General features: G+C 71.4%; 22 protein-coding genes and 1 pseudogene. 11 read left to right on the forward strand and 12 right to left on the reverse strand.

What is annotated here, in order from left to right; translation table 11 throughout:
• Positions 1 to 92: 92 nt before the first annotated feature.
• A complete protein-coding gene (locus ACFV6V_RS27270) occupies positions 93 to 890 on the reverse strand; it encodes a CDP-alcohol phosphatidyltransferase family protein (protein ID WP_385570105.1) in 798 nt (265 codons plus the stop codon).
• 115 nt (positions 891 to 1,005) lie between these two features.
• Between ACFV6V_RS27270 and ACFV6V_RS27275 the strand changes: the two genes are divergently transcribed.
• From ACFV6V_RS27275 to ACFV6V_RS27295, 5 genes and pseudogenes are all read left to right on the forward strand, one after another.
• On the forward strand, positions 1,006 to 2,037 hold the full coding sequence (locus ACFV6V_RS27275; RefSeq protein ID WP_385570001.1) for a zinc-binding alcohol dehydrogenase: 1,032 nt from the start codon (positions 1,006 to 1,008) through the stop codon (positions 2,035 to 2,037).
• A gap of 130 nt (positions 2,038 to 2,167) precedes the next feature.
• Positions 2,168 to 2,566, forward strand: coding sequence for a 6-pyruvoyl tetrahydropterin synthase family protein (locus tag ACFV6V_RS27280; RefSeq protein ID WP_385570003.1), 399 nt, complete (start codon positions 2,168 to 2,170; stop codon positions 2,564 to 2,566).
• 32 nt (positions 2,567 to 2,598) lie between these two features.
• Entirely contained in the window at positions 2,599 to 3,693 is a 1,095-nt protein-coding gene (locus ACFV6V_RS27285; protein ID WP_385570108.1) for a glycosyltransferase family 4 protein, read from the forward strand.
• Between the two features lie 5 nt (positions 3,694 to 3,698).
• Positions 3,699 to 4,595 carry a methyltransferase domain-containing protein gene (locus ACFV6V_RS27290; protein ID WP_385570109.1) on the forward strand — a complete coding sequence of 299 codons (897 nt, stop codon included), beginning with the start codon at positions 3,699 to 3,701 and terminating at the stop codon, positions 4,593 to 4,595.
• 59 nt (positions 4,596 to 4,654) lie between these two features.
• Positions 4,655 to 5,440 (forward strand): annotated as a pseudogene (locus ACFV6V_RS27295) (lysylphosphatidylglycerol synthase domain-containing protein); the annotation flags it as partial.
• Here ACFV6V_RS27295 and ACFV6V_RS27300 read toward each other — a convergent pair.
• Positions 5,438 to 6,361, reverse strand: coding sequence for a RibD family protein (locus ACFV6V_RS27300; RefSeq protein ID WP_385570112.1), 924 nt, complete (start codon positions 6,359 to 6,361; stop codon positions 5,438 to 5,440). The pseudogene ACFV6V_RS27295 and the gene ACFV6V_RS27300 overlap by 3 nt on opposite strands.
• A complete protein-coding gene (locus tag ACFV6V_RS27305) occupies positions 6,358 to 7,152 on the reverse strand; it encodes a creatininase family protein (protein ID WP_385570005.1) in 795 nt (264 codons plus the stop codon). Before ACFV6V_RS27305 ends, ACFV6V_RS27300 begins: the two co-directional genes overlap by 4 nt.
• 111 nt (positions 7,153 to 7,263) lie before the next feature.
• Here ACFV6V_RS27305 and ribA point away from each other — a divergent pair, with 111 nt between their 5' ends.
• Complete coding sequence (gene ribA / locus ACFV6V_RS27310) at positions 7,264 to 7,929, forward strand: GTP cyclohydrolase II (protein WP_385570007.1); 666 nt, start codon at positions 7,264 to 7,266, stop codon at positions 7,927 to 7,929.
• Positions 7,930 to 8,055: 126 nt separating this feature from the next.
• A complete protein-coding gene (locus ACFV6V_RS27315; protein WP_385570010.1) occupies positions 8,056 to 8,877 on the forward strand; it encodes a maleylpyruvate isomerase family mycothiol-dependent enzyme in 822 nt (273 codons plus the stop codon).
• A gap of 135 nt (positions 8,878 to 9,012) precedes the next feature.
• Here ACFV6V_RS27315 and ACFV6V_RS27320 read toward each other — a convergent pair whose 3' ends face one another.
• The 3 genes from ACFV6V_RS27320 to ACFV6V_RS27330 form a co-directional block, all read right to left on the reverse strand.
• Positions 9,013 to 9,789 (reverse strand): aminotransferase class IV, encoded by a 777-nt coding sequence (locus ACFV6V_RS27320; protein ID WP_385570012.1) that lies wholly within the window; start codon positions 9,787 to 9,789, stop codon positions 9,013 to 9,015.
• Positions 9,790 to 9,860: 71 nt separating this feature from the next.
• A complete protein-coding gene (locus ACFV6V_RS27325) occupies positions 9,861 to 10,520 on the reverse strand; it encodes a hypothetical protein (protein ID WP_385570015.1) in 660 nt (219 codons plus the stop codon).
• Between the two features lie 103 nt (positions 10,521 to 10,623).
• Positions 10,624 to 11,955, reverse strand: coding sequence for a phytase (locus ACFV6V_RS27330; protein ID WP_385570017.1), 1,332 nt, complete (start codon positions 11,953 to 11,955; stop codon positions 10,624 to 10,626).
• 194 nt (positions 11,956 to 12,149) lie between these two features.
• Here ACFV6V_RS27330 and ACFV6V_RS27335 point away from each other — a divergent pair, with 194 nt between their 5' ends.
• Entirely contained in the window at positions 12,150 to 12,707 is a 558-nt protein-coding gene (locus ACFV6V_RS27335) for a DoxX family protein (RefSeq protein WP_385570020.1), read from the forward strand.
• A 139-nt stretch (positions 12,708 to 12,846) separates the two neighbouring features.
• On the opposite strand, the gene ACFV6V_RS27340 is transcribed toward ACFV6V_RS27335, so the two are convergent.
• Positions 12,847 to 15,972 (reverse strand): glycoside hydrolase family 3 N-terminal domain-containing protein, encoded by a 3,126-nt coding sequence (locus ACFV6V_RS27340; RefSeq protein ID WP_385570022.1) that lies wholly within the window; start codon positions 15,970 to 15,972, stop codon positions 12,847 to 12,849.
• Between the two features lie 187 nt (positions 15,973 to 16,159).
• Between ACFV6V_RS27340 and ACFV6V_RS27345 the strand changes: the two genes are divergently transcribed.
• The 3 genes from ACFV6V_RS27345 to ACFV6V_RS27355 all read left to right on the forward strand — a co-directional run bounded on the left by ACFV6V_RS27345 (position 16,160) and on the right by ACFV6V_RS27355 (position 19,059).
• On the forward strand, positions 16,160 to 16,900 hold the full coding sequence (locus tag ACFV6V_RS27345) for a PP2C family protein-serine/threonine phosphatase (protein WP_385570025.1): 741 nt from the start codon (positions 16,160 to 16,162) through the stop codon (positions 16,898 to 16,900).
• Between the two features lie 81 nt (positions 16,901 to 16,981).
• Entirely contained in the window at positions 16,982 to 17,695 is a 714-nt protein-coding gene (locus ACFV6V_RS27350) for a flavodoxin family protein (RefSeq protein ID WP_385570028.1), read from the forward strand.
• A gap of 95 nt (positions 17,696 to 17,790) precedes the next feature.
• Positions 17,791 to 19,059, forward strand: coding sequence for a phosphoribosyltransferase family protein (locus ACFV6V_RS27355; RefSeq protein WP_385570030.1), 1,269 nt, complete (start codon positions 17,791 to 17,793; stop codon positions 19,057 to 19,059).
• 11 nt (positions 19,060 to 19,070) lie between these two features.
• On the opposite strand, the gene ACFV6V_RS27360 is transcribed toward ACFV6V_RS27355, so the two are convergent.
• The 5 genes from ACFV6V_RS27360 to ACFV6V_RS27380 form a co-directional block, all read right to left on the reverse strand.
• Positions 19,071 to 20,267: a thiolase family protein gene (locus ACFV6V_RS27360; protein WP_385570033.1), complete on the reverse strand. Its 1,197-nt coding sequence runs from the start codon at positions 20,265 to 20,267 to the stop codon at positions 19,071 to 19,073.
• Between the two features lie 175 nt (positions 20,268 to 20,442).
• The gene (locus tag ACFV6V_RS27365) at positions 20,443 to 21,099 is read right to left on the reverse strand and encodes a vitamin K epoxide reductase family protein (RefSeq protein ID WP_385570035.1); all 657 of its coding nucleotides are present in this window, start codon (positions 21,097 to 21,099) and stop codon (positions 20,443 to 20,445) included.
• A gap of 365 nt (positions 21,100 to 21,464) precedes the next feature.
• Positions 21,465 to 21,980 carry a DUF5949 family protein gene (locus ACFV6V_RS27370; RefSeq protein WP_385570038.1) on the reverse strand — a complete coding sequence of 172 codons (516 nt, stop codon included), beginning with the start codon at positions 21,978 to 21,980 and terminating at the stop codon, positions 21,465 to 21,467.
• 140 nt (positions 21,981 to 22,120) lie between these two features.
• Entirely contained in the window at positions 22,121 to 22,408 is a 288-nt protein-coding gene (locus ACFV6V_RS27375) for a hypothetical protein (RefSeq protein WP_385570040.1), read from the reverse strand.
• A gap of 309 nt (positions 22,409 to 22,717) precedes the next feature.
• Positions 22,718 to 22,957 carry a chaplin gene (locus ACFV6V_RS27380; RefSeq protein ID WP_385570043.1) on the reverse strand — a complete coding sequence of 80 codons (240 nt, stop codon included), beginning with the start codon at positions 22,955 to 22,957 and terminating at the stop codon, positions 22,718 to 22,720.
• Between the last annotated feature and the right edge of the window lie 32 nt (positions 22,958 to 22,989).

Here is a 22,989-nt window from a genome sequence, read left to right on the forward strand (position 1 = left end):
GCCTGTCGTGCGGGGCGCCGCGGTCCGTGCTTCCAGGGCTTCGGGTTCGGGGGCTTCAGGGGCTTCAGGGGCTTCAGGGGCTTCCAGGGCCCTCATACCCCCGCGTGCGTGGGCTCGCGGAGCACCACCGTCTCGCTGCCGCTCTCGCGCACCCGCCACAGCCACCGGATGTCCCGCGCGAACGACCAGGCCAGCGCCGCCAGCGCCATCAGCACCATGACGGCCGAGACCTCGACCGGCACGATCCCGGAGCCCGCCACGAGAAGCACGATGCCCTGGAGCGCGGCGACCGTCTTACGGGCCATGCTCGGCGGCAGCGGGCCGTTCAGCCACGGCAGGAACCGGGCCGCCGCGACGAAGACGTACCGCATCGCACCGATCAGCAGCACCCAGGGCCCCAGCGACATCGCGACATGGACGCTGAGCACCAGGATGAGGAAGGCGTCGACCTCCATGTCGAAGCGCGCCCCCAGGGAGGACTCCGAGCCGGTACGCCGGGCCACCTGCCCGTCGACGCAGTCGAGAACCAGTGCCACCGCCGTCAGGGCCACCATGACCGCGAGCGACGGATGACTGACGAAGGGGCCCGTGAGGGGGGATCCGCTCACGAAGGAGTCCGCGACAAGCGCGGTCACGCCCCCCACCAGCACCGTCCGCGCCAGCGTGACGCCGTTGGCGGGCCCGAAGGAGACCCGCCGGGGCCATGACCGGCGCAGCGCCCGTGTGAGTACCGCCCAGGTGGCGAACGTGAAGGTCAGGCCCGCCAGCCAGCCCGCCGGCCCCAAGCCGATCACGGTGCCGAGCAGGACGAGCAGGAGTGTCTGCGCGCCCGCCCCCGCGGTCGTCTCGGGGCGCACCAGTCTGGCGTCGAAAGTGCCGCTCAGGGCCACTGCGTAACCACCCTCCGGCTGTGTGGCAGAGTCGATGAACGCCGCGTTCCGTATCGCGGCCCTCATGATTTTCAGAACGTAAACCGGAACCGGAGTGTTCAGCGGGAGGCACCCAATGGAGTCCGCAGCGTCACCGAGCGGGTCGTCGCACGCGCCGTCGGCCGAGCCGTCGAACGAACGCGCGGCGCGTGCTTTCTGGCTCGACTCCCCCGGCAGCGGCGACCTACGCCAGGTGGTTCTGGCGGCCCCGTCGGGCGACGAGGTCCTGGTCCGGACGCTGTACTCAGGGATCAGCCGCGGCACCGAGAGCCTGGTGTTCCGCGGTGGTGTGCCCGAGAGCCAGTACGCCGAGATGCGGGCGCCGTTCCAGGAGGGGCAGTTCCCGGGGCCGGTCAAGTACGGCTATCTGAACGTCGGACTGGTCGAGGAGGGGCCGCGGGAACTCGTCGGCCGCACGGTCTTCTCGCTCTTTCCGCACCAGACCCGCTTCGTGGTCCCGGCGAGCGCCGTGACCCCGGTGCCGGACACCGTGCCCGCCGAACGGGCGATCCTGGCCGGGGCGGTGGAGACCGCCGTCAACGCCCTGTGGGACGCGGCGCCCCTGGTCGGCGACCGGATCGCCGTCGTCGGCGCGGGCATGATCGGCTGCTCCGTGGCCCGGCTGCTGGCCCGCTACCCCGGGGTCCGGGTCCAGCTGGTCGACGCCGACCCGGCGCGTGCCGCCGTCGCCGAGGCGCTCGGCGTCGACTTCGCGCTCCCCGCCGACGCCCTGGGCGGCTGCGACCTCGCCGTACACGCCAGCGCCACGGAAGCAGGACTGACCCGCTCGCTGGAGCTGCTCGCCCCGGAGGGCACGGTCCTGGAACTGAGCTGGTACGGCGACCGGCGCATCAGCCTGCCGCTCGGGGAGGCCTTCCACTCCGGACGTCTCGTGCTGCGGGGCAGCCAGGTGGGGCGGGTGTCCCCGGTGCGGCGCTCCAGCCGCACCTACGCCGACCGGCTCGCGCTCTCGCTTGAGCTGCTCGCCGACCCGGCCTTCGACGCGCTCATCACCGGCGAGTGCGCCTTCACCGAACTGCCGTCGGTGCTGGCCCGTATCGCATCCGGGGAACTGCCCGGAATGTGCCACCGGGTGCGCTACGAATGATGCGTATGAGTACGACCGGTGCGACCGGCGGGACCGGTACGAACCGGGCCTCTGAACGCGGCGTACGCTCCGGCCGTACTGAATGACACGGGCCCTAGCGGCCAGGAGTACCGACCGGAGGACACAGCCGTTGTTCAGCGTCACCGTCCGCGAACACCTCATGATCGCCCACAGTTTCCGCGGGGAGGTCTTCGGACCAGCGCAGCGTCTGCACGGAGCGACCTTCCTGGTCGACGCCACCTTCCGCAGGCCCGAGCTGGACGACGACAACATCGTCGTGGACATCGGCCTCGCCACCACCGAGCTGGGCAAGATCGTGGGCGAGTTCAACTACCGCAATCTGGACGACGAGTCCGAATTCGCCGGGATCAACACCTCGACCGAGTTCCTCGCCAAGGTGATCGCCGACCGGCTGGCCGGCCTGGTGCACGCCGGGGCCCTCGGTGAGGGCGCCCGCGGGCTGACCGGGATCAGCGTCACGCTGCACGAGTCGCACATCGCGTGGGCGAGCTACGAGCGGGCCCTGTGACCAGCGCTCACGCTTCACTGGTGCGGATCGTGATGCCGGCCGGCGTCCACGACCCCGCCACGCCGAGCGGCGGCAACGCGTACGACCGCAGGGTGTGCGCGGACCTGCCCCGGATCGGCTGGCAGGTGGACGAGCAGACCGTGCCCGGTGACTGGCCCCGGCCGGACGCCGCCGCGCGGACGGCACTGGCCCGGATCCTTCGGGAGTCGCCGGACGGGAGCCTCGTGCTGCTGGACGGCCTGGTGGCCTGCGCCGCACCCGACGTGGTCGTCCCGGAGGCCGTACGGCTGCGCCTGGCAGTGCTGGTGCACCTTCCGCTGGCCGACGAGACGGGACTCGACCCGGCCGAGGCCGCCGCCCTGGACACCGCGGAACGCCGCACACTGCGGGCGGTCCCCGCGGTGGTGGCCACCAGCGACTGGGCGGCGGCACGCCTGGTGCACCACCACGGACTCGACCGGCGGCGGGTCCATGTCGCCGCCCCCGGAGCCGATCCGGCCCCCCTGGCACCAGCACCCGGCACGGCGGGCGACGGCAGCGACGCGTCCCCCCGCCTGCTGTGCGTCGCGTCGGTGACCCCGCGCAAGGGGCAGTACGAGCTGGTGGAAGCCCTCTCGGCGGTCGCCGAACTGCCGTGGAGCTGCGTGTGCGTCGGCGGACTGGGCCAGGACCCGGAGTACGTGTCCCGGCTGCGGGCGCTGATCGCGGAGCGCGGGCTCGGCGACCGGGTACGGCTCGCGGGCCCGCAGGCCCCCGGACCCGAGCTGGACGCGTACTACGACAACGCGGATCTGCTGGTGCTCGCCTCGCACGCGGAGACCTACGGCATGGTCGTGACCGAGGCGCTGGCCCGGGGGGTCCCCGTGCTGGCCACCGCCGTCGGCGGACTTCCGGAAGCCGTCGGGCTGGCACCCGACGGGAGCGTGCCGGGCGCGCTCGTACCGCCGGCCGACCGGCCGGCCCTCACCGCGGCACTGCGCCACTGGATCGGCGACCCCGGCGAACGCCGCCGATCCCGGGCCGCCGCACACGGTCGGCGCACCGCGCTGACCGGCTGGGACTCCACGGCGCGCGGAGTGGCCGCGGCGCTGGACCGACTCCGCGAAGACTCCCGGGAGGCCGCATGACCACGATGGACACCACCGATATGGCAGGCACGAGGCCCCGCTTCGCCCCCGAGTGGCTGACGCTGCGCGAGAGCGCCGACTCCGCCGCCCGCGCGCCCGAACTCCTCGACCCGCTGCGGCAGCACATGGCCACGCGGACGGACACCCCACTGGTGATCCGGGATCTCGGCTGCGGCACCGGCTCGATGGGGCGCTGGCTGGCTCCCCGGCTCAGCGGCCCGCAGCACTGGATCCTGCACGACCACGACCCCGAACTGCTGGAGCTCGCCGCGGCGCAACTGCCGCGTACGGCCGCCGACGGCAGCCCCATCACGGTCGCGACCCAGCGCGGTGACATCGCCCTGCTGGACACCGCGGCCCTCGCCGGCACCTCGCTGGTGACGGCGTCCGCCCTGCTCGACCTGCTCACCCGCGACGAGTTGGACGCCCTCGCGGCGGCCTGCGCCGGGGCCCGCTGCCCGGCGCTGCTGGCGCTGTCGGTGGTGGGCCGGGTCGACCTCGAACCCGCCGACCCGCTGGACACCGAGATCACCGAGGCGTTCAACGCGCACCAGCGCCGGGTCGACCAGGGACGCCGGCTGCTCGGCCCGGATGCCGTCGCCGCGGCCTCGGTCGCCTTCGCCCGCTACGGGATGACCGTACGGGTGCAGCCGAGCCCCTGGCGGCTGGACGTCGCCCCGGTGACCGGAACCGCGGCCGACCCGGCGCATCGGCAGCTCACTGCCGAGTGGCTGCGCGGCTGGGTCGGCGCCGCCTGTGAGCAGCGACCGGACCTCGCCGCGGACGCGGAGGCGTATCTGCACCGCCGCCTGGAAGCCTGTGCCGCGGGCGAGCTGCGGGTCGCGCTCCACCACAGCGACGTACTGGCGCTGCCCGGAACGGCGGCGGGCGGGGTCTCATGACTCTGCGGGCGGTCAGGGGACGCCTCGGGATGCTCGCCGGGGCGGCCATCCTGGTGGGGATGCTGTGGTGGCAGGGCACCGGCGCCTTCGTCGCCGGTCTGCGCGGGATCGACCTCCCTGTCGTCCTGGCCGCCCTCGGACTCGGGCTGCTCACCACCGTGCTGAGTGCCTGGCGCTGGTGCCTGGTGGCCCGCAGCCTGGGCATCCGGCTGCCCCTGGGGCAGGCGGTCGCCGACTACTACCGCGCGCTGTTCCTGAACGCCGCGCTGCCCGGTGGCGTGCTCGGCGACGTGCACCGTGCCGTGCGGCACGGGCGCAGCGAAGGCGATGTCGGCCGGGGCGTACGGGCGGTGGTCCTGGAACGGGTCGCCGGCCAGGCGGTGCTGATCGCGGTCGGACTGCTGCTGCTGGTCGGGCGCCCCACGCTCGCGCCGGGCGACACGGGCCGGGCCGTCGGTGACCTGGCCACCTCGCCCGGTGTGCTGGCCGTACTCGCCCTGGGGTGCGGGTCCGTGGCCCTCGCCGTACGCCTACTGCGGCGCAGGCCCGCGAAGTCGCGCTGGGGACGGGCTCTCCGAGCCACGCTGGCCGAGGCCCGCGGCGGTCTTTTCGCCCGTGGCAGCTGGCCGGGTGTGCTGGTCTCGTCGGTGGCCGTACTGGCCGGACATCTCGGCTTGTTCCTGGTCGCCGCCAGGGCCGCCGGGGCGACCGCCCCGGCCTCCGAACTGCTGCCGCTGATGGTGCTGGCGCTGCTGGCGATGGCCCTCCCGCTGAACGTCGGCGGCTGGGGGCCCAGGGAGGGCGTCACCGCCTGGGCCTTCGGAGCCGCCGGCCTCAGCACCTCACAGGGCCTGAGCGTGGCCGTGGTCTACGGGCTGCTCGCCTTCGTCGCCAGCCTGCCCGGTATCGCCGTCCTCGTCGCCCAGTGGCTGGGCCCCGTCCTGACCGGACCTCGCCGCACGCAGGTCGAGTTCGAAGAGGGTGTCCTCGCCGAGGACGGCCCGTCGCACCGGGGGCCGCAGGGCGTCACGCATCCGTGCGGGCCCGGGGAAGGCCAGCCCGGGGACCCCGTCTCCGAGCAGGACGGGAGCCACGGTCACGTAGAGCCGGTCGAGCGCGCCCGTGTGCAGGAAGCGGGACACCGTCACGCCGCCGCCCTCGACGAGCAGCCGGCCGAGGCCGCGGCGGGCGAGCTCGTGCACCAGGCGGCGCGGGCCGAAGGCCGCGCGGTCCGGCAGGACGAGTACGTCCACTCCCGCGCCCACGCCGGAGGCACCGCGCTCGCCGTCGGCGCCCAGCACCCACAGGGTCGGGGCGGCGCCGTCGGTGAACACCTTGTGCTCCAGCGGCACCCGGCCCTGCGGGTCGAGGACGACACGCACCGGGTTGGTCCCGGCACAAGCGCGCACCGTGAGCTGAGGGTTGTCGGCGACCGCGGTCCCGGCTCCGACCAGCACCGCGTCGGCGAGTGCGCGCAGCCGGTGCAGATGGCAGCGGTCCTCCTCGCCGGTGACGTAGTCGGCGTCCCCCGTGCGGCTGGCGATGAACCCGTCCAGGCTCTGCCCGAGTTGCGCGAAGGTGAAGCGGGGGCCGGCCAGACACAGCGACAGATAGCGGTCGGCGAGGTCATCCGCCTCCGGCAGGGCGTTGGGCCAGTGCCACCGTCCGTCCTCGCCGGTGCGGAGCCCGGCGCCGGATGCGTCCGCCTCCGTGCGCACGGTGAGCAGCCGCCGCCAGGCCCCGGCCGTGTCGAGCGGGCCGTTCATCGCGCCTCCCGCAGAACATCGGTCGATTTCGCAGGAACAGCAGGACCAGCAGGACCGGTGAGAAGTGAAAAGTAATCACCGAACGATTCAACGAGACCGGCGAGCAATTGCTTTCCCTTTTCCGCGGAAGCCATTGAAGGCCGGCCCACGACACCGGATTCCGTGTAGGCATTCATGCCGAGAGTGAGCAGATGCTGCCGGTCGTCGGCGAGAAAGTCGGATGCCTCATAGCCGGGGCGGACCAGTTCGGGATGGTCGTGCAACAGGATCGACGTCTCGACCTCACCCGCGTGCATATCGCTGTGCGACGAAGTCCGCACCCCCGCACGCTCCCGCGCCGCACTCCAGTCGCCGGACCCAGGGAACAGCGCCATGCGCGTACCGGTGCCGGCCGACTCCTGAACCACGTTGCGCAGCACGTAGTTTCCGCCATGACCGTTGATCAGTACGAGATCGTCGATACCGGATCGGCGCAGCGATTCGGCGATGTCCCGTACGACGGCGAACAGCGTGGCGGCGGAGATGCTGACGGTTCCCGGCCAGCCGGCGTGCTCGTGTGAGCAGGAGATCGTCACAGGTGGGAGGCAGTGCACCGGGTAGGCGGCGGCGATCTCACGGGCGATGGCACAGGCCACCACCGTGTCCGTCATCAGCGGGAGGAACGACCCGTGTTGCTCGAAACTGCCGATGGGCAGGATGGCCACGGAAGCCCGCCCGTCCCTCACATCGTCCGTCGTCGTCTCCAACGGCAGCAGACCCAATGCAGGGAGTCGCACATGCGGGCCACCCATCTTTCCCGACCCTTTCACTCTTCCTCTTCATGCCAGGTGATTGGGAGATCAGTTGGAAACTTCTCGCCGATTCCTGGCCCCGCAGCAGAGGTTACCCGATATGATCTGGCCATGATAGATACCGATGGCTCAAACGTGGACACGGTAGGTGCATCCTGCGTGGAACGCAGGGCAAATGTCCGACTGTCCACCGTACACGGTGATTTTCTCGCCGTCGGCTACCTGGACCGCATTCGCGGCGACGAACAAATCGCTTTGGTTTACGGCGACATCGAGGGAGAGGGCGCGCTCACCCGTGTCCATTCGGAGTGCCTGACCGGAGACGCCTTCGGCTCCAAGCACTGCGAGTGCGGTGACCAACTGGACGCCGCCCTGCGCGCGATCGTGCGTGAGGGCCGCGGGGTGCTCCTGTACCTCCAGGGTCACGAGGGCCGCGGTATCGGCCTGCTGGCCAAACTCCAGGCGATGCAGCTCCAGGCCGAGGGCCTGGACACCGTCGAGGCGAACCTCGCGCTCGGGCTCCCCGCCGACGCCCGCGACTTCCAGGTCGCGGCGGACATGCTGCACGACCTCGGAGTGCGGTCCGTACGGCTCATGTCGAACAACCCGAGAAAGCGCGAAGCGCTCCTCAAGCACGGCATCGAGATCGCCGAACAGGTGCCGCTGCTGACCGCCCCACGCGAGGAGAACATCGCCTATCTGCGGACCAAGCGCGAGCGGATGGGTCACCTGCTGCCCCATCTGGACCGCCTGGAGCAGGCCTCCGGCCAGGGCTGAAGCCCACCAGGGTCCGGCCAGTCCCCGGGGTGCGGCCGGACCCGGGCCACCCCTTGCCGCCGGCGCCGTTGCCTGATTGGGTACGCGGACACGCGGGGGACAAGGCGGGCCAGGGGAGACGACGGCATGGAACCGACGGCCGGGCAGCACATACGAGGCACGCTGCCCAGCGGCCTCGACACGGCGATACGCGGCACCGCCGAGGACATCGCGGCGCTCCTGCGCGGCGCCGCCGACACCAGCGGCCCCGTGCCCGGCTCCGAGTGGACCCTCGGGGAGGCGGCGGCGCATCTGGCGCAGGCCAACGAGCTGATGGCCGATGTGGCGGCCGGCCACGACCGCAGCCATGGCGACGGCACCCCGCAGAGCCTGGCCGAGGCCAATGAGCGTGCGCTCGCCGCGTTCGGTGAGCGCGGGGCCGAACCGCTGGCCCGGATGATCGTGGACCAGGCCGAGGCCTTCCTCACCGCCGTGGAAGAGCTCCCGGCGGACCGGACCCTGGTCACCCCCCTGGGCCCGATGAGCCCCGCCGACCTGGGCGCGTATCTGCTGACGCACATGCTGGGCCACGGCTACGACATCGCCCGCGCCGTGAGCCGCCCGCACATGATCGACCGCACCCGCGTCGAGCTGGCCCTGCCCTTCCTGATCACGGCCATGCCCCGTGTCGTCAACACCCCTGCCGCGGCAGGACTTTCCGCCCGCTACACCATCCGCCTGCGCGGCGGCGCCACCTTCGGCGCCACGTTCGCCGACGGCGCGGTGACCGTGTCCCCGCAGCCCCCGCAGCACCCCGACTGCACGATCCTCACCGAGCCGGTCGCCTTCCTCCTGATGGCCCTCGGCCGCCGGGGCCCTTGGGGCGCCATGGCCCGCGGAGGGGTCCTCGCCTGGGGCCGGAAGCCGTGGCTCGCACCTCGATTTCCCCTGCTGTTCACGGCGCCCTGAGCGGCGACGCCCTTCATCGCCCCTCCCTGTCAGAGGAGTTGAGGTCGGGCACGGTCCGAGTGGTTTGCTCGGTCCGGAAGCTCACCTGCTGCCGCGACCGGAACCAAGGGCTGTCCCGTAGACCCTTGTCCAGGCTCAGAGGCGATCGCCGGGCAGCGCGCGGTACGCATCGCGCAGTGCGATGAGCCGGGGATGGCGGTCGGCCATCCGGGCACCGTCGATGCGGGACAGCGGCCGGACGCCGACGGCCGCGTTCGTGGCGAACGCCGCCTGCGCGCCCTGGGCTTCGGCGACGGTGACCGGTGCGACGGTGTGCTCGGCGAGTCGCTGGAGGAGCGCCATGGTGACCCCGGGCAGCACATCGGCATCGGGCCACACGATGCCCGCCCCGGTGAGGAAACCGACGTTCCAGGTGCCGCCTTCGCTGACGACGCCGCCCCGGCTGGTGAAGAGGGCGTCGTCGAAGCCGTCGAGCTGTGCGGAGCGGCGGGCGTGCAGTGAGCCGAACAGACCGAGGTGCTTGACCGTCGGTACGTCGCGTTCATAGCGGACCGTCTTCGCTCGCAGCGGTGCCAGGGGGAGCGCCGCCGCGGGTCGGGTGGTGACGAGGATGTCCGGGCTGTCCGCGCCGGAAGGGTGACCGATGTCGATTCCGGGATCGAAGACGGTGACCCGGACGACGAAGGAGCCTGCCTTGTCCCCGGCGGCGTGGCGCACGTGATGGCGGACCCGGTCGAGGTCGAGCTCGGTACCGAAGACGGTCCGGCAGTCCCGGGCCAGCCGCGCCAGATGCAGATCGAGGCCGCGCACACGCTGGTCGTCGACGCGCATGCTCGTGAAGTGCCCGTAGTTCGTGAGCCCGAGGGTCAGGAGGGCCTCGTGCTCCACGGGCCGTCCGTTGAGTTCCGCCATGGCGCCAGCATGTCAGCCGGGGCCGGCAGCGCCCGGACGGGACCTCGGGCGCCCGCTGACGGGTGCACCCGTCAGCGGGCGAGGAACATATAGGTGTTCTGGAGTTCGTCCTGGACGACGTGCGCCTCGCCGTCCACCGTCCGCACGCGCAGGTCCTCCTCCGGGGTCCGCACCTCGAACCGCCAACCGTCCGGGAGGCTCAGGCGATCGCGGAGCGTGGCCAGGGAGTCGAGGGTCAGGCTGTCGTCCACGATGTGGGCGTAGGCCTGAAGGACGTACGTGCGGCCGTCGGAGGCGTTCAGCGCGTAGATCGGCTTGCCCGCGGTCAGGAGGTACTCCGTGTCCCGTTTGACCATGATGTCGACGTAGGGCTTCCTGGGCGTGGCGCCCGTGGGATCCGTCTCCGCGGGGATGTTGACCTCGGCCACCAGCCGGGCGTCGACACCGTCGAAGGTGGTCACCCCGCCCACCGCGTACGCCGTGAGCTCGTCGATGGCCCAGTAGCGCGGCCCGTTCAGCAGCACCATGGGCACCTTGAACTGTTCGGCCAGCGCCCCGGGGTCGAGCCCGTTCCACCAGTCCTGCGGGCAGTCGTTGAGTCCGAGCGTGTTGTAGACGGCCGCCTTGAGCCCGTCGGACCCGTTGCCGCTGGGGGAGATCAGCAGGATCTCGCCGTAACGCGTGCCCCGCAGACCACTGATGTGGCGGGGTGCCTCGGTCGTACGGGTCATGGCGCCTCCCTCTCGGCTTCCCCCGAACATCCCGTACCCCTCAGGATCCATCAGGCCGAAAGGGGGCGCCACCCAAGGCGTTACCGACCGTGACTGACCGGAGTCAGTCGTCGATGCGCTCCATCACCTCGCCCAGGTCGACGAACTTGAAGCCGGTCGCCTCACGGTCACCCTGCACCGGGGTGTCATGGCCGTCCTGGACGACGAGCAGCCCGTGCGGATACCTCCTGCCGAGGGGCGCGTTGAGCACGGCAGCGCCGTCGCACTCCTCGGAGCCGTCCAGGGCCGCCGACGCGGCGGTGATGCGGAAGCCGCCCTCGTACTCGTTGTGGTCGCCCAACTCCCTGTCGTAGAGGGCGAAGGTGTTGTCGCCCTGGCTGGAGGCCAGCAGGTATCCGTCGCCGTCCGGCTCGGTCAGCAGCGTCAGGCCCTCCACGTCGGCGGCGAGGCGGGAGCCGCCGTAGCCCGGGTCGGTGCCCGGGGCGCACTCCTCGGTCTGCTCGTCGTACACACCGGGAACGCCGTACTCGCGGACCTTGTCGACGAGCTCGGGAGTGCCCTTGAGGTCGGCCCTGACCCGCCAGATGCCCACGTCCTCCTGGCCCGCGTAGAGCATCCCGGTGGCGGGGTCCACCACCATGCCCTCGACCTGGGGCAGCTCGTCCGGCTCGGCGCACGGGGTCCAGGAGGTGCCGTTCGGAAGACGGAAGGCGGACGGGAGGTCGAGCGTGCGGACGGTGCGGTAGGTGACCGTGCCGGTCCGGGTGGGGGTGATTTCGATGAGGGCCACGGTGGTACGGTTGCGTCGGCTCACGAGGGCCCAGGAACGGCCGCTGGCCCTGTCGGTCCAGGTGGCGAGGCCGTACGCGGTCTTCTGGTCGTTGATCTCGTCCTGGTCCCGGGAGAAGACCGGGGGCGCGGCGGGGTCGGTGACATCGGTCAGCGGGCCGGCGCCGCGGCCGGACCGGTGGCGGTCGCCGTCGATGCGGTAGAAGCGCAGCCGGTCGTTGCCCCGGTCCGTGGTCACGGCGAGATCGGCCCGGGCGCCCTGGGCCCGGGCGCCCGGCAGCCGCAGGCCCTGGACCAGGTCCACGTTGTTGAACCGGCCGGGGGCGTCGTCCGGGCGCCCCGGCCGGGGTGCCGCGATGGACTGGATCTGCCGTGCGTCGAGGTCGTAGACCCGCAGCCCGCCCTCCTTGGCCGTGGCGATCACCAGGCTGCGGTCCGGATCTGCGGGGTTCCGCCAGATCGCCGGGTCGTCCGCGTTGGCGTTGCCGCCCGCCTCGTCGTCGTACAGGGTGGGCGCCTCGGCACGCGGGGTGACGGCGGGCAGCGCGGGCGTGGGGTCCCAGGTGCGGGCCTCGGCGGGCACGCCCGCGGTGAGCACCGCAAGGAGCGTGCCCAGGGCGGCGACGCCGGTCGTCCTCAAGCTCACGTGGCACTCCTCGGTCTCAGTGACTGGACGGATACCCGCCGAGGGTGGGAGTGGGAGATGACGTCCCGGCGACCTCCGCACGGTGTTCGCATGTGCACGTCATGAACTCACCCGTCCTGGACTGTCCCGTCGGCAAGGGCGCACTATCGATGGTGACCGGTGCGGCAGTTGATTCCACCGGAGGTGACTCCACGATGAACACGTCCACCGAGAGTGCCCGGCACTCCCCTGCCCATGGTGCAGGACCGGCCCCGTACGCCGTCGGCGCCGCCGACGCCGGGCTGCTGCTCCTGAGACTGGCCACCGGCGTGATCCTGGCCGGCTACGGCGCCCAGAAGCTGTTCGGGGTGCTGGGCGGACCGGGCCTCGACGGCACCGGGAAGTGGTTCGCCGATATCGGCTACCGGCCCGGCTCCCTCTACGCGGGTCTGGCTGGAGCCTCCGAGTTCCTCGGCGGCATCGGCCTCGCGATCGGCTTGCTCACCCCGCTCGCCGCGGCCGCCATCGTCGGGGTGATGATCAACGCCATGTCCGTCGCCGAGAAACTGGACCTGTGGGCGGCCACGGGCCTCGGCTTCCCCCTGATGCTGGCCGTGTCCGCGCTCACCGTGGCCGCCGTCGGCCCCGGCAGCCTCGCGGTCGACCGGTTCTTCCCCTGGCGCAACGGCGGCTGGGGAGCCTTCGCCTTCGCCCTGATCGCGGGGGGCGTCGGGGCCGCGATCGTGCTCGCGCTCAAGGGCAGCCCGGTGTGACGGCTCCTGACGAACAGCCAGGGCACCGAACCCGTGGCCCGAGGCCGAGCCGCTCCCGGGCGACCCGCACGCCACAGGCCCGGGCGTCGCCGAAGCACACCCGGGCCTGTCATACCCGCGGTTCTGCTGTGGACGGGCCTCAGCGCGTCGCGGGCACCGCCCGGTAGGACGTGGTCAGTGCCGCCACCGCGCCCTTCAGATCCCCGGTCAGCAGCAGATGGTCGGCCTCGGCGAAAGGCTTCGCCACCGCCGCGGTCATCTTCTGCCCGATCCGCTGCTGGACGATCGCCCGGGCCTTGGCCGCGATGGCCCGGCCCGCCTCGCTCTTCGCGGCGCCCAGCCCCTGCACGATCCGCGCCGAGACCGCCAGCGCCCTGAGCGTGTCCTCACCACCCGTGGGCACGGCGGTGAGCGTCGTCAGACCCCAGCCGTACGGGAACTGCGGATCGTAGGTCGTGTCGCCGACGTTGATGGGGAGCTGCGACTGCGACTTCGGCCAGGTGACCGGCAGTTGCCCGCTGAACGCGCGCTTTCCGTAGAGCACGTCCGCCACCCCGTCGCCCTCCGTGCCCGGCAGCCACGAGGCCACCAGCGCGTCGATGCCGCCGAGCCGGTCACCGATGAGCTGGGGGCGGCCCGACACGACCAGCACCGCACACCGCATCGCCCCGCACACCCGGTCCACCGCGGCCTTGTCGGCGGCCGAGAGCTCCAGGTCGTGGCCGTTGCCGACATCGCCGACACCCTCCGCGTACGGGGTCTCGCCGACCACCACGACACCGGCGTCATGGCCCCCGAGCGGGGCGGAGGCGTCCTTGGAGTAGGTGAGGGTGCCCGGCGCCGCCTTCTCCATCGCCCGGCGGATCGTGGTGCCCTGGGTGATCGCGCCCGACGCCCCCTGCCAGCTGATCGTCCAGCCGCCCGCCTGGTTGCCCAGGTCGTCGGCGTTGGACCCGGCCAGATACACCTTCTGTGAGGTGCGCAGCGGCAGCACCCCGCCCGAGTTCTTCAGCAGCACCTGCGACGTGGCCGCCGCCTCCCTGGCCACCGCCCGGTGCTCCGCCGATCCGACCCGCGCGAGGCCCGAGGTGTCGGCGTACGGCTTTTCGAACAGCCCGAGCCGGAACTTCTGCTCCAGGATGCGCGAGACGGCGTCGTCCACCCGGGACCGGGCGATCCGGCCGGCCTGGACCTCCTGGATCAGGGTGCGCCGGAAGTCCTGGTAGGCATAGGGCACCATGATCATGTCAAGTCCGGCGTTGACCGAGGTACGCACATCACTCGCGTAGTCGCCCGGGATCTGGTCGATGGCCTGCCAGTCGCTGATCACCAAGCCCTTGAAGCCCATCCGGCCCTTCAGCACGCCGTTGATCAGCTCGGCGTTCGCGTGCATCTTCACCGGGCCGAGGCCGTCACCGATGTAGTCGACGGACGAGTACGACGGCATGACCGTGCCCACCCCGTGGCGCACCGCGTCCGTGAACGGGGCGAGATGCACGGCCTCCAGCTCCGCGCGGGTGACCCTGGTGACGCCCTGGTCGATGGTGTACGTGCCCGTGGTGGACGTGCCGTACCCGGTGCCGCCGTCGCCCGCGAAGTGCTTGGCGGTGGCCAGCACCTTGTCCGAGCGGTCGAGGTCACTTCCGTCCGCTGTGCCCTGCATCCCGCGGATCACCGTCTCCATGGCCGTGACCAGCGCGGGATCCTCGCCGAACGACTCGTACGAACGGCCCCAGCGCTCATCGCGGGTGACACACAGACACGGCGCGAAGTCCCACGGGATCCCGGTGGCACGCACCTCGGCGGCGGTGACCGCGCCCGTACGCTCCGCGAGTGCGGAGTCACGCCCGGCGCCGATGCCGATGTTGTGCGGCATGATCGTGGAGCCGGAGACGTTGTTGTGCCCGTGCACGGCGTCGGCGCCATAGATCAGGGGGATCTGGAAGCGGCTGGTCAGGGCGCGTGACTGGTACGAATCGACCATCTTCGCCCAGGCCTCGGGGGTGTTGGGGGTGGGACCCGAGCCGCCGCCGGAGAGCAGCGAGCCGAGACCGTACGTCACGATGTCGTCCTGCGTCGCGAGCGCGCCCCGCTCGGCCTGGGTCATCTGCCCGGCCTTCTCCTCCAGGGTCATACGCGACACCAGATCGGCGACCCGCGTGCGCACGGGCAGCGTTGTGTCGAGGTACGGCATACCGTGCGCGTTGATCACGATCTTCGGGTCCTCGGCGGGCGCCCTCGCTCCCGTCACGGTCAGCTTCAGCCGCACCGTCTCGGCGGTCTCGGCCACACCGTCCGCCAGGACGGGCACCGCGATCGTGCGGGACGCACCGGACGCCGTGCCCGCGGGGAACGTCACCGTGCCGGACACCGGCGTGTAGTCCCGGCCGGCGGTCGCGTCGCCGCCCTCGGTGGCGTAGGCGACGGTCACCGCCTTCTCGGTCGGCACACCGCCCAAGGTCCCCAGCGTGACCCGGACACCGGCCGAAGCGCCTTCCTGCGCCCGCACCAGGGAGCCGTCCGTGACGATCTGCGCCGTACGCGACGGGTCCGGGCTGCCGTACAACTCCACGTTGTCGATGGCGAATTCGCCCCGCACACCGACCGGGAAGGTGAAGGCGTAGCCCCAGATCTCCGTCAGCCCGAGTATCTGGTCGATACCGCCGACGGGTTGGTAGTCGGTGCGGTACTCCAGCTGGGAGAAGGGGATTTCGACCAGGTGCCAGCCCTGCCAGTCATCGGTGAACGACATCGTCCAGAGCTCCGACGCCTCGCCGTTGGCCCCGCCGTCCTTGATCTCGAAGTGCACCTGCCTGCCCGAACCAGGCGGCAGAGGCGCCGCGTTCTGGCCGTACCACCAGAAGCGGACGCCCCGGTGTGCGGTCCAGTCCCGGGCCGGCTTGTCGAAGGCGAAATCGTGGGTGAAGCCGCCCCAGCCGCTGATGTCGTACGAACCCTGGAGCACCTTGCCGCCCTCGGGGGCGTCGGAGCGCGCCACGAGGCTGAGCGGCGGATGGTCGTCGGCGTCGCTTCCCCAGGCGAAGATGCCGTCGGCGGGCGGGCTCGCGAAAGGGACCTCGCCCTCGAAGCGGTCGACCGGGACGGGTGGGAAGTCGTCCGCCGCGACGGTGGCGGCGGAGGTGAGGGGGAGCAGGGCGCTGAGCAGACACGCGGACACGAGCGCGGCGGTTCTTCCGAGTCCCGCACGGCTGGTGAGTCCGGTGATTCCTGTGAGTCTTCTGAGCCGGGATCTTGCCTGGTGCATAAGGCTTCCTCCGCTGACGACGGCGCCGGCTGTGGTTCAACCGGGCGTGAGTCAACTGCCGGAGGCCCTTGTCGTCAAGACTTCACACCAAACCCGGGAAACGGCCAAGTCGGCTGGTGCCTTGGGAAGTTGTTCGTTCATTCTCTGAACGCAGGCACAAGCCCGCTCCACGCGTGACAATGGAGGCGTGCCGTACATAGCGGTGACCGCCCTGAGCGATACCGGCCTGGTCCGCGAGCACAACGAGGACAGCTTTGTCGCCGGACCGTGGACCCTGTGCGCGACCATGACGGAGAATCCCCAGACCCTGCTGTTCCCCCTCGGCACCCCGCTGGTCGTCGCGGTCGCCGACGGTCTCGGCGGACAGCCCGCCGGTGAGGTGGCGAGCGCGCTGGTGGTACGCCGGCTCGCGGGGCTCGGCCCGTCCCTCGACGGGGAGCAGGCCGTGCGTGACGCGCTGGACCTGTGCAACCACTCGGTGTACGCGGCGGCCGACCGCGATCCGGGGCTGACCGCGATGGGGACGACGGTCGCGGGTGCGGTCGTGCTGCCGGACTCCGTTCTGGTCTTCAACGTCGGCGACAGCAAGGTCTACGAGGTGGGTGAGGACCATCTGCGGCAGGTGAGCGTGGACGACAGCCCGCCGCCCGCACCCGGCAGGCGCACCACGTCGGCCGTGACCCAGACCCTCGGCGGCTCCTTCAACCGCACCCCGATCAGCGCGCATGTGTCCCACTCCCCGCTGGCCGTGGGGGACCGCTGGCTGATCTGCTCGGACGGGCTGACCGACCCGGTGCCCGACGAGGAGCTCGACGACCTGCTGCGGGTGCACGACGGCGGCCGGGCCGCCTACGAGCTCTGGAAGGCAGCGATCGAGTCCGGCGGGCCCGACAACATCACGCTGGCGCTGATCCGTATCGGCGAGTGACCGGAGAGCTTCCGTGAGCGGCGGCCTGGGCGTCGGTAGCGTCCGTCGGGAATCCGCCCCTTCCCCCCCCATGAGGTGTCCATGGCCGCCACACCCTCGTACGACGGTCTCCATGCGATGTTCGTCAACTGCACGCTGAAGCGCTCCCCCGACATCAGCAACACCGAGGGCCTGATCGACAGGAGCCGAGCCGTGATGGAGGCCAACGGGGTCGCCACCGAGCTGATCCGGGCCGTCGACCACGACATCGCGACCGGCGTATGGCCGGACATGACCGAACACGGCTGGGCCACCGACGAGTGGCCCGCGCTGTACGAGCGGGTGATGGCGTCCGACATCCTGGTGCTCGCCGGGCCCATCTGGCTCGGCGACAACAGCTCCGTGATGAAGCGGGTCATCGAGCGGCTCTACGCATGCTCGTCGTTGCTCAACGACCGCGGACAGTACGCGTACTACGGGCGGGTCGGAGGCTGTCTGATCACCGGGAACGAGGACGGCGTGAAGCACTGCGCGATGAACGTCCTCTACAGCCTCCAGCACCTCGGCTACACCATCCCGCCGCAGGCCGACGCGGGTTGGATCGGTGAGGCGGGACCGGGGCCCTCGTATCTGGACCCCGAGTCCGGCGGTCCCGACAACGACTTCACCAACCGCAACACCACCTTCATGACCTGGAACCTGATGCACCTCGCCGCTCTGCTGCGGCAGGCGGGCGGTATCCCGGCGCACGGCAACCAGCGCTCCGAATGGGACGCGGGCTGCCGCTTCGACTACCCGAACCCCGAGCACCGCTGATCCCCGGGCTCCCCAAGTTGCGGAGACACCCGGCATGGGGTTGGTTCGAAGGAGAGCCCGTGTGCCCCCGTTCCCTGTCCAGGGGGTGAGCCAGCGTGCACTTCACCGACCGCGTCGACGCGGGGCGGCACCTCGCCGAAGCGCTGAGACACCTGCGGGAGGCGGATCCCGTCGTCCTCGGGCTGCCTCGGGGCGGGGTGCCGGTGGCGTACGAGGTGGCGCGGGCGCTCGGGGCGCCGCTGGACGTGATCGTGGTGCGGAAGCTGGGGGTGCCGTACCACCGGGAGCTCGGGTTCGGGGCGATCGGTGAGGGCGGGGTACGGGTCATCAGTGACGACATCGTGAGCCGCGGCCATGTGTCCCGTGAGGAGGTCGAGTCGGTCGAGCATGCCGAGGAGGCCGAACTGACCCGGCAGGCCCGCACGTTCAGGGCAGACCGCGAGCGCGTTGACATCACCGGCCGGACCGTGGTGCTCGTGGACGACGGCATCGCCACCGGGGCCACGGCAGCGGCGGCGGTCGAGGTCGTCAGGGCGCAGGGGGCGGCTCGGGTGGTGCTGGCCGCACCGGTGGCGCCCCCGGACGCGGTGGCATGGCTGCGGAGCGCGGCGGACGAGGTGGTGTGCCTGTCGACGCCGCGCGCCTTCTCGGCGGTCGGCGAGTGGTACGAGGACTTCTCCCAGACCCCTGACGAGGAGGTCGTCGCCCTGCTGAAAAGGGCGGGGGCCACGCAGACCGAGGAGGTGGAGGTCGACGCGGGCCCCGTACGACTGGCCGGTGAGCTGACCCTGCCGGGCGACACCGCGGCTGCCGTGATGTTCGCCCATGGTTCGGGCAGCAGCCGGCACAGCCCCCGCAACCGCTCCGTGGCGCAGGCGCTGAACCGGGCGGGCCTCGGCACCCTGCTCTTCGACCTGCTCACCGAGTCCGAGGCGGACGACCGCGCCAACGTCTTCGACATCGAGATCCTCGCCCGCAGGCTCGGAGGGGCCACCCACTGGCTGCGCACCCGCACCCCGGTGCCGATCGGCTACTTCGGCGCGTCCACCGGGGCCGCGGCGGCGCTGTGGGCCGCGGCGGTGGCGGGCACGGACGTCGGCGCCGTGGTGTCCCGCGGCGGGCGTCCCGACCTGGCCGGGGCCCGGCTGCCGGGCGTCCGCGCACCGACGCTGCTGATCGTCGGAGGTCTGGACACCACCGTGATCGAGCTCAACCGGCAGGCCCAGACCGCCCTGCGCTGCGAGAACCGGCTGGAGCTCGTACCAGGCGCGACGCACCTCTTCGAGGAGCCGGGCACGCTGGACGAGGTCGCCGTACTCGCCGAGCAATGGTTCACCCGGCACCTGACCCGACGCGCCCGCTGATTCCCGGCGCCTCAGCGCTCCAGGACGAGGGCCAGCCCCTGTCCCACACCGATGCACAGCGTGGCGAGGCCCGTACCCGAGCCGGCGGCCGCGAGCTGATGGGCGACCGCGCCGGTGAGCCGGGCGCCGGACGCACCCAGGGGATGGCCGATGGCGATGGCGCCGCCGCGCGGATTGACGAGCGACGGGTCCAGGCCGGGCCACTGCCGCAGACAGGCCAGCGACTGCGCGGCGAAGGCCTCGTTGAGCTCGACGGTGCGCAGATCGCCGAGCTCCCGGCCCGCCTTCTTCAGGGCACGGCGGACAGCCTCGACCGGTCCCGACCCGAAGTACTGGGGCTCGATCCCGGTGACGGCGGACGCCCCGACGCGGGCGAGCGGCTCACGCCCGGTGGCGCGCAGTCCGTCCTCGTCCACCAGCAGCAGCGCCGCGGCGCCGTCGTTGAGCGGCGACGAGTTGCCCGCGGTGACGGTGCCGTTCCCGTCCGTGCGGAAGACCGGCTTGAGCTTGGCCAGGGCCTCCACCGAGGTGCTGTCGCGAATGCACTCGTCACGGCTGAGCTCGACGCCGTCGACGGGCACGACCTCGCCGTCGTACAGCCCCTCCGCCCAGGCCCGGGCGGCGTTGCGGTGGCTTGTGAGCGCGAACGCGTCCTGCTCGTCGCGCCCGATGCCGTACTTCTCGGCGAGCAGCTCCGCGCCCTCGCCCAGGCCGACGGTCCACTCGTCGGGCATCCGTGGATTGACCATCCGCCAGCCCAGCGTGGTCGAGTACATCTGCTGGTGGCCCGCGGGGAAGCCGCGCTCCGGCTTGTTCATCACCCAGGGCGCGCGGCTCATCGACTCGACGCCGCCCGCGACAGCGATCGAGGCGTCACCGACGGCGATGGCCCGGGCCGCCTGGATGACCGCCTCCATACCGGAGCCGCAGAGCCGGTTCACGGTCGTGCCGGGCACCGTGACCGGCAGACCCGCGAGCAGCACGGCCATGCGCGCGACATCGCGGTTGTCCTCGCCGGCACCGTTGGTGTCGCCGAAGAAGACATCGTCGATAAGGGCCGGGTCGAGCTCGGGTGTACGGGACACAAGGGAGCTCAGGACCCCGGCGGCAAGATCGTCGGGGCGCACGCCGGAGAGCGCGCCGCCGTACTTGCCGAGGGGCGTGCGGACGGCATCGACGATGTACACGTCACGCAGGCGATCGGTCATGTCAGCTCCTTCGTGGCGGTGGCCGCGTCCGTGGCCGTGTCCGCGTGCGTCCCGGCAGCGCGTCATGAGTCTGCGTGTACCCGACACCCATGTCAACGCCCTGCCCGACCGCTGTACCGCACCCCGCCGGGCACCTCACCGGCCGCGTGAACGGTGACGCCCGCATGACGTGCGGTCAGCTGATCCAGAAGGTCCACCAGCGGGTCAGGATCAGCATCCCGATCACACCCGTCCACAGCACCGGGGGCATCCAGCCGAACTCGCGCAGCACGGTCCGCACTCCCGCCGGGGCCGGGAGCATCCGGTGGACGACGGTGTGCCGGGTCACCGCGCAGAACAGGACGATGGTCGCGACCCAGGCCAGCGAGCACCACAGGCACAGGGCGCTGATCCGGTACAGCGACTGGAACTGGAGCCAGGTGCAGAACCCCACACCGAACAGGGCGCCGCCGTTGAGCCCCAGCCAGAACCAGCGGTGGTAGCGGGCACCGGCCAGCAGTCCGGCGCCGACCGCCATCACGACGGCGTAGGTCACAAGGCCCAGCATCGGGTTGGGGAAGCCGAACACCGCCGCCTGGTCGCTCTTCATGACGCTGCCGCAGGAGACGACCGGGTTGAGACTGCACCCGGGTGTGAAGCCGGGGTCCTCGAGCAGCAGGAACTTGTCGATCGTGATGACCCAGGACGCCAGCAGCCCCGCCGCGCCGGTGACCACCAGCAGCCAGGCAAGGCCGCGGGAGGCACCCAGGCAGTCCACGGCATCTGACGGGGCGTCGCCGGAGGTGGTGGCGGGGCGCGGGACGCGCCTGTGTGTGCGTACTTGTGTGTCCATTGTCCGAAGTCCTGAGTCCTGTGTTCCTCACCTGGGCCGATGCGCGCACGCAGTAGTCACTGCCGCGCCCGACGCGACGGAACGTCAGATTCCGATTAGCGTCTTAAGTGTCCTGACCCTTGTATCGAGGAGCTCGATCATGAAGCTGACGCTTCGCCACCTGGCGGCCCCAGCCGCCCCCGCCAGTGGAATACCACTCACGCTCGCCGGGACCACCCGGGGGCTCGTGCCCCGCACAGCCACCCGCCCGGCGAGCGAGACCGGTCACCTGTAATCCGCATGGCGTAATCCCGGCCCGGCAGGCGGTCATACCACCGCCGCCGGGCCCTTTGACGTGCCCTTGCGGCCCGCTGCGCCCTCCCGCGTCACCCCTGGAGCTGACGCACCGGCAGCAAACAGTGAGCCGCCGAAGCCAGCACCGCCTCGTCGCCCACGAAGTCCCGCAGCTCCCCCTCACTGACCGGTACCCCCGGAGCCGCCTTGGGCCAGGGCCGGGTGGCGAAGAGGAAGTAGACGTGCCCGTGTCCTCGTGCCGCGGTCAGCCACTCAGGTGACACCGCACACCGGGCACTGAGATGAGGCATCGTCAGCACGACACCCTGACCCGGCTGGCCGTCCTCGACCGCCAGCGTGATGGGCGGGCCGCCCTCCTGCACCACGTCCACATACTCACTGCCGACCGGCAGACCCACCTCGTCGAGGAGCTGCCGGGCGGCGGCCGTCACCGCGTCGGGGCCGCCTTCACCGTCCCCGAGCGAGTACGCCAGCAGAAACGGCATGTCCCGCTCGTCGTCGGGATGCTCGCCCTTCCAGGCGATGACGACGAGCGTGCCCAACTGGGCCGGACAGAGGGCGCTTACGGCGCTGAAGGTTGAGGTCACTCTCGGGACCTTAGCGACGTACCGGGATTTTCCGGTCAGTCGCCTCACCTTCGCGGGCGACCCCCGACACCGATTACTCCGAAGGTGTCAGGAGGCGTGGCGAGGTGCCGGGGGTCGGGGTGCCTGTGCGGCCCGGAGGATCAGGAGCCGCTGACCGGAAGCCCGCCGATCAGCTTGGCCGGGGCGGCGTGCTTGGCCTGGTTCAGCTCGGTGGTCGCGTCCTTGACCTCGTTGAGCAGCGACCCCTTCTTCTCCGAGTCCAGGGCCTCGCCCGTCAGCGGCTGCGTGGCCGACTTGGACTGGGTCGTGAGGGTGTTGATACCGCCACCGAGGGTGGTGGGCGGGTAGTCGACAGCGAACGCCGGCGAGGCGGCCCCCGCGGCCACCAGGGATCCGGCGACGATGGCGGCAACCTTCATGGGCTTCATCAGTGAATCTCTCCTTCGGCCACGCGTGTCGCGGCGCAAGTGTCATGCGGGTCGGGCATATTGCGGTTGTTTGCGGCCGACCGCCCGTATGCCTGCCGTACTGCATGGTGCTGCTTGTTGCTGCTCCGTGATGTGTAACGAGCCCCCGCGGCCCGGGAAACTCCGAAGCCGGGGAATTCTCGGAACGCGAATGCGCGAGAACGCATGCACGGGATCCGCGGAAGCGAAACGAAGCGACCGCCCTCCCCGCCATGGCGATGTGACGCCATGGCAGGAAGGGCGGTCCCAGGGGAAGTCGGTGAAAGGCAATCAGCCGTTCACGCAGGCGCTGCCCATCGACGGGTTCAGCAGGCCGACGACGCTCACGGTGTTGCCACAGACGCCAACCGGAACGTGGACCGGGACCTGGGCCACGTTGCCCGAGAGCACACCGGGCGAACCGGCGGCGGCACCCTGCGCACCGCTGTCGGCGGTGGCGATACCGGCGGAGCCCGCAACGGCGGCGGCAGCAACGGTGGAAAGGACAAGAGCCTTCGCGGTACGCGACATGGAGAGGCACTCCTTGATCAAGGTGTTTCAGT

It is taken from the genome of Streptomyces sp. NPDC059828, assembly GCF_042731955.1.
Lineage (GTDB): Bacteria > Actinomycetota > Actinomycetes > Streptomycetales > Streptomycetaceae > Streptomyces.

Coding starts and splice junctions, on each gene's coding strand:
- ACFV6V_RS27275 (WP_385570001.1), top strand. CDS start 1,006: ATGGAGTCCGCAGCGTCACCGAGCGGGTCGTCGCACGCGCCGTCGGCC.
- ACFV6V_RS27285 (WP_385570108.1), top strand. CDS start 2,599: ATGCCGGCCGGCGTCCACGACCCCGCCACGCCGAGCGGCGGCAACGCG.
- ACFV6V_RS27290 (WP_385570109.1), top strand. CDS start 3,699: ATGGACACCACCGATATGGCAGGCACGAGGCCCCGCTTCGCCCCCGAG.
- ACFV6V_RS27300 (WP_385570112.1), bottom strand. CDS start 6,361: ATGAACGGCCCGCTCGACACGGCCGGGGCCTGGCGGCGGCTGCTCACC.
- ACFV6V_RS27305 (WP_385570005.1), bottom strand. CDS start 7,152: ATGGGTGGCCCGCATGTGCGACTCCCTGCATTGGGTCTGCTGCCGTTG.
- ribA (WP_385570007.1), top strand. CDS start 7,264: ATGATAGATACCGATGGCTCAAACGTGGACACGGTAGGTGCATCCTGC.
- ACFV6V_RS27315 (WP_385570010.1), top strand. CDS start 8,056: ATGGAACCGACGGCCGGGCAGCACATACGAGGCACGCTGCCCAGCGGC.
- ACFV6V_RS27320 (WP_385570012.1), bottom strand. CDS start 9,789: ATGGCGGAACTCAACGGACGGCCCGTGGAGCACGAGGCCCTCCTGACC.
- ACFV6V_RS27325 (WP_385570015.1), bottom strand. CDS start 10,520: ATGACCCGTACGACCGAGGCACCCCGCCACATCAGTGGTCTGCGGGGC.
- ACFV6V_RS27335 (WP_385570020.1), top strand. CDS start 12,150: ATGAACACGTCCACCGAGAGTGCCCGGCACTCCCCTGCCCATGGTGCA.
- ACFV6V_RS27340 (WP_385570022.1), bottom strand. CDS start 15,972: ATGCACCAGGCAAGATCCCGGCTCAGAAGACTCACAGGAATCACCGGA.
- ACFV6V_RS27350 (WP_385570028.1), top strand. CDS start 16,982: ATGGCCGCCACACCCTCGTACGACGGTCTCCATGCGATGTTCGTCAAC.
- ACFV6V_RS27360 (WP_385570033.1), bottom strand. CDS start 20,267: ATGACCGATCGCCTGCGTGACGTGTACATCGTCGATGCCGTCCGCACG.
- ACFV6V_RS27365 (WP_385570035.1), bottom strand. CDS start 21,099: ATGGACACACAAGTACGCACACACAGGCGCGTCCCGCGCCCCGCCACC.
- ACFV6V_RS27375 (WP_385570040.1), bottom strand. CDS start 22,408: ATGAAGCCCATGAAGGTTGCCGCCATCGTCGCCGGATCCCTGGTGGCC.
- ACFV6V_RS27380 (WP_385570043.1), bottom strand. CDS start 22,957: ATGTCGCGTACCGCGAAGGCTCTTGTCCTTTCCACCGTTGCTGCCGCC.